The 4,432-nt window shown below is 67.6% G+C and carries 3 protein-coding genes; 1 reads left to right on the top strand and 2 read right to left on the bottom strand.

Going from position 1 to position 4,432, the window contains the following annotated elements:
* Window positions 1-259 precede the first annotated feature (259 nt).
* Window positions 260-580, bottom strand: coding sequence for a hypothetical protein (locus M7D61_RS04365; protein WP_298227979.1), 321 nt, complete (start codon window positions 578-580; stop codon window positions 260-262).
* An 810-nt stretch (window positions 581-1,390) separates the two neighbouring features.
* Between M7D61_RS04365 and M7D61_RS04360 the strand changes: the two genes are divergently transcribed.
* Entirely contained in the window at window positions 1,391-2,758 is a 1,368-nt protein-coding gene (locus tag M7D61_RS04360; protein WP_298227977.1) for an NAD(P)/FAD-dependent oxidoreductase, read from the top strand.
* A 464-nt stretch (window positions 2,759-3,222) separates the two neighbouring features.
* Here the strand turns inward: M7D61_RS04360 and M7D61_RS04355 are convergent.
* A partial coding sequence (locus tag M7D61_RS04355; protein WP_298227975.1) for a 3-hydroxyacyl-CoA dehydrogenase family protein occupies window positions 3,223-4,432 on the bottom strand: 1,210 nt, incomplete at its 5' end.

Raw genomic sequence — 4,432 nt, 5'->3', positions numbered from 1 at the left:
CTACGTGCTCGAGGCCACCCGCCGCGCGATCGCCTCACCCGGGACCGCGACGCTTCCCGAAAACGTCACCTGATCGGGTCCGACGCAGATCCTCACCCATTCAGTCAAGACATACCCTTGGGGTAGGGCGAGGACTTACGGGCGATTCTGGAGCCTGCTGCACGAGGTCAAGGAGCGGGACGGCCTTGGCGCGCTGGCGTGGGTGGTGCATCATCCTACTTCTGCTACTTGCGTACCTGGCACCTTTGGTTGTCGACTGCTACCTCTCCGATCGGCGCCGGTGGTATTCGCGGCCGCTTCCCCCATGTGCACTCAGGTCCAGCAGCAGGCCGATCACGATGATGGCCCATCCGAACGTCGTGATTCCACCTGGCGAGACGAAGATGTAGGCGAGGGTCGTCCACGGCAGCAGCAAGAGGCCGGCCGTTGGCCATATCCAGTGGGGAGCCGTGAAGCCCCCGGCCGTGGTGGACCAGCCGCGGAAGGCTCCGCCGATGCGCGCGGGGTCCATGAACCACCACAAGAGGAGAGCGAGGCGCGGCGCACCACCGAGCAGCAGGACTCCAAGACAGCAACCCATCGAGCACCCCCTTCACTCGGTACTCAGGACTTCAGGCCCGCCTGGTTACCTGCTCGCGAGGCCGTGCCGTTACAGCCGCCCATGGAGATGAGAACTCGGGGGTCGGAGGGCCCATTCCAACCTTCACCCTCGCCGAGATCCACACGGCCGTCCGAGACGCCCACGCTCTCGGGGCCATCGGATTTGGCGCCGCCAAGCACCTGCTGCTCTGACGCCTCGAGAAGCGGTCCCCGAAGCTGAATCTGGAGGTCTACCCGTACCTGCCGAAGGCGCACGTGCAGACGACCTCCGGACAGGTCCGGCATCGTTGACGAGTCTGGCGGCGGGTGCGTTGAGGTCGAGGAACCGCCATGCCCCGCAGGCCGCGAGTCCTCGCCGACGGTGTGCCTTACCACGCCGGCCGTCGGCCCCCCCGCGGCGCACGGGTGTTTGCCGCGCCCGACGAGGCGTTCTCCCTTCAGGTGGACGCGGTCGAAGGGGAGCCGAGGCGGCGTCTGGGCATGAGCGGTGCGATCCTGAACTTGGCAACGATGCCGGACCTGTCTCGGCCAGCCCAAACACCTCCCCCACCCTCCAGCACCGAAAGCCAGCCCTCACCGACCCTTAACCAAGCCTCCCAAGGTGCTACCATCGCCCAAGGTGAAGACAAGTTCAAGAAGGGATGAAGAAGGAACTTCCTATCCCTTACACGGCTGTCGGCGCCAGCTCGGGTTGACGTCCCGCGGCGCCCGCGTTAGGACTTGCGGCCGGTCGTGAGTTTTCGCACCGCAGCGGTTCGAAGCCGTTGGTCGCGGATAGACGGAGGGAGCCATGTCGGAGGTTCGCGTCGTCGTCGTGGGAGCAGGGATCGCCGGGCTCACGGCAGCCCTTTACCTCGAGGCTGCCGGACAGCACGTAATCGTGCTGGAGGCGTCGGGTCGCGTCGGCGGACGGATGGTCTCGGATAGCGTCGACGGCTTCACCATCGACGAGGGTGCGCAGTTTCTCAGCACCAGGTACCCGGTCCTGGGAGAGCTCATCGAGCGCGTCGGCTTCGCTGCTAGCATCGTCGAGGTGAACCCCTGGGTAGCCGTGGTCCGGGGCGGGCGCCTCCGCAGGATCAGGCCGGACGCCCCCCTATCGCCGCTGAGGTCGGGGCTCCTGCGGCTCCCGGCGTACCTGCGGCTCGCGGTTGGCGGTATGCGGCTCGGGAGGCGCACCCGTGCGCTGTCGCAGAACGACCTGTCCGCCTGGACGTCCTACGACGAGACCGACGGCAAGACCTGGAGCGAATCGTACTTTGGCGCCGAGGTCACGCGTTTCATGATCGAGCCGTGCATCGCGAGCCTGTTCTTCCAGCGCCTCCACGACGATTCCGCCGCGCTGGCGATGCACACGACGTCGCTGTTCTACGGCCTGAGCGGCGACGTCAAGCTCACGGCGCCGGTCGGCGGTATGGGCGCTCTGACGCGCCAGCTCGCGTCCGGCCTCGACGTGCGCCTCGGCAGTCGGGTAGGCTCCATCTCGGTCGCGCCGACCGGGGTCGAGCTGACGGTCGGGGCGGAACGCATCTCCGCCAATCATGTCATCCTCGCGGCACCGGCCTCCGCCGCGCGCGTGCTGCACCCGGAGCCCACCGCGACCGAGCGCGAGCTCCTCGCGACCCCTTACAGCACGACCGCAACCGTCGCGATCATGGTCCGGAGGTCGTTCCGGCTCGGCCCCGACGTCTCGAACCTGTACGCGTTCAATCTCCCCGAGAGCGATCGAGGCGCCGTTGTCGCCGTCACCATCGAGGAGGCGAAGGGAGGCGGACGGGTGGGGAACGGTCACCTCTTCCACGCGTACCTGTCGGGCGACACCGCCCCGAAGATGATCGCATCGAGCGACGACCAGATCGTGTCCGTGGTCCTCTCCGAGCTGGAGAAATACCTGCCCGGAGTCTCTCGCGAGGTTTTCGCCACCCGGGTCTACCGGTGGAAGGAGGCGCTGGCCCTCACCCCGCCGGGGCGGGCCAGGCTCGTGGCGCAGTACCGGAAGAGCATCGGACCCGCCCCGCGGTTCCTGCTCGCCGGAGACTACACGGGCATGCCGTTCACGGAAGGAGCCGCCGAGACGGGCAGGTGGGCAGCGACCACGCTCGTCGACCGCCTCGCCCAGTGGGGGGGCGGTGTGGGGAGCGTCGCCGCGGCGTCGTGACGAACTGGGGCACGGTCGCGCGACGGCACCGGGCGAGGTGGAGAACAACGTGGCTCACCCAGCCCAAGGTCATCGCCAACATCCTCGCCCACCTCGCCGCCAAGGGCGCCGATGGTCTCAGCCCTCCCGACGCGTCCCGCAACCAGCGGCCCGCGGCGTGTGAGGCGCAGCCTCGCCAGGATAGGTACCAGGTCCTGCGAAGTTGACAAACGCCGATCCTCCATCTCGGTACCTCACCGCGTGCGCAGCCGATCTCGAGATGCAGCAAGAGCTATTCCGACGCGACGCGTCCGAGCCTTCCCTCGGCTCCCCGCTCCCGCCGGCGTCTCACGGCGGAGCGCGACAGGGCGGCACAGGTCGGGTGGCCGACTAGGGCTCTCGTCCTGCGTGGCACCCCCGGGTTCTTGCCGCCGACCTGCCGGGCGACTCCTACTTGGTCAACTTCGCCGGAGCTGACACCGATCCTACTGGAACGTCTCGCCGCGGTCGGCCATGTCCAGGAGCAGCTTCGGGGGCTGGAAACGGGCGCCATGGCGAGCGGCAAGCTGGCGCGCGCACTCGACGAAGGCACGAGGCCCGACGTAGTTGACGTACTGCAGCGTCCCGCCGGTCCACGGCGGCGCGCCGATGCCCATCACCGATCCGATGTTCGCATCCGCCACCGATTGCAGCACGCCCTCCTCGAGACAGCGGATCGTCTCGATCGAGGTGATGTACAGGAGCCTGTCCTTCATTTCAGCGAAATCCGCCGCGTCGGGCGTTGCATGCTCGGGCCTCACGAAGTGCTCGACCGTGCCGGGCCACAGGTGCTTCTTTCCGCCCGCCGGGTACTCGTAGAACCCGCCGCCGGCCGCCTTGCCCTTGCGACCGAACTCGTCGCACATCCGATCGACCAACGCGTCCGCCGGTAGCGAGGGATACGTTTTGCCCTCAGCGGCGAGGTCCTTCTTCGTCTGCTCACGCACGTGCCGCGTGAGCTCGAGCGAGATCTCATCGCAGACAGCGAGGGGACCGATGGGCGAGCCGTTCTGCGCCGCGGCCTGCTCGATGCTCTGCGGGTGGTAGCCCTCGGCCAGCATCGAGATGCCTTCCTTTACGAACATGCTGAACACGCGCGAGGTGAAGAAGCCGCGGCTGTCGTTCACGACGATGGGAGTCTTCTTGATCTTGAGCACGTAATCGAACGCCTGCGCCAGCGCCTCGGGCGCCGTCTCCCTGCCCAATATGATCTCGACGAGCGGCATCTTGTCGACGGGCGAGAAGAAGTGCAGGCCGATGAACCGTGGCGGCGCCTTCGACGCCTTGGCCAGGCCGGTGATGGGAAGCGTGGAGGTGTTCGAGCACCTGAGCACGCCGGGTACAGCAGCCGCCTCGGCCTCGGCGGTCACTTTGGCCTTGAGGTCGCGATTCTCGAACACCGCCTCGATGAGCATGTCGCAGCCCGCAAGGTCCGCCGCGGTGCCCGTGGTCGCGATGCGCGCCAGCACCGCGTCGGCCTTGTCGCGCGTCATGCGGGCCTTGGCCACCGCGCCGTCGACCAGCTTCTTGGAGTAGCCCTTCCCCTTCTCGGCCTGCTCCTTGGACACGTCCTTCAGGACGACGTCGATGCCGGCCATCGCCGTGACGTAGGCGATGCCCTGGCCCATCATGCCGGCGCCGAGGATGCCGACCTTC

This window comes from Gryllotalpicola sp. (assembly GCF_027352875.1).
GTDB lineage: Bacteria > Actinomycetota > Actinomycetes > Actinomycetales > Microbacteriaceae > Gryllotalpicola.
Note: the sequence above shows the minus strand (reverse complement) of the source record. Positions and strands in the feature narration are given on the sequence as shown.

Bases quoted from the DNA above. Each gene is read 5' to 3' on its own strand.
- M7D61_RS04365 (WP_298227979.1), bottom strand. From the start codon at position 580: ATGGGTTGCTGTCTTGGAGTCCTGCTGCTCGGTGGTGCGCCGCGCCTC.
- M7D61_RS04360 (WP_298227977.1), top strand. From the start codon at position 1,391: ATGTCGGAGGTTCGCGTCGTCGTCGTGGGAGCAGGGATCGCCGGGCTC.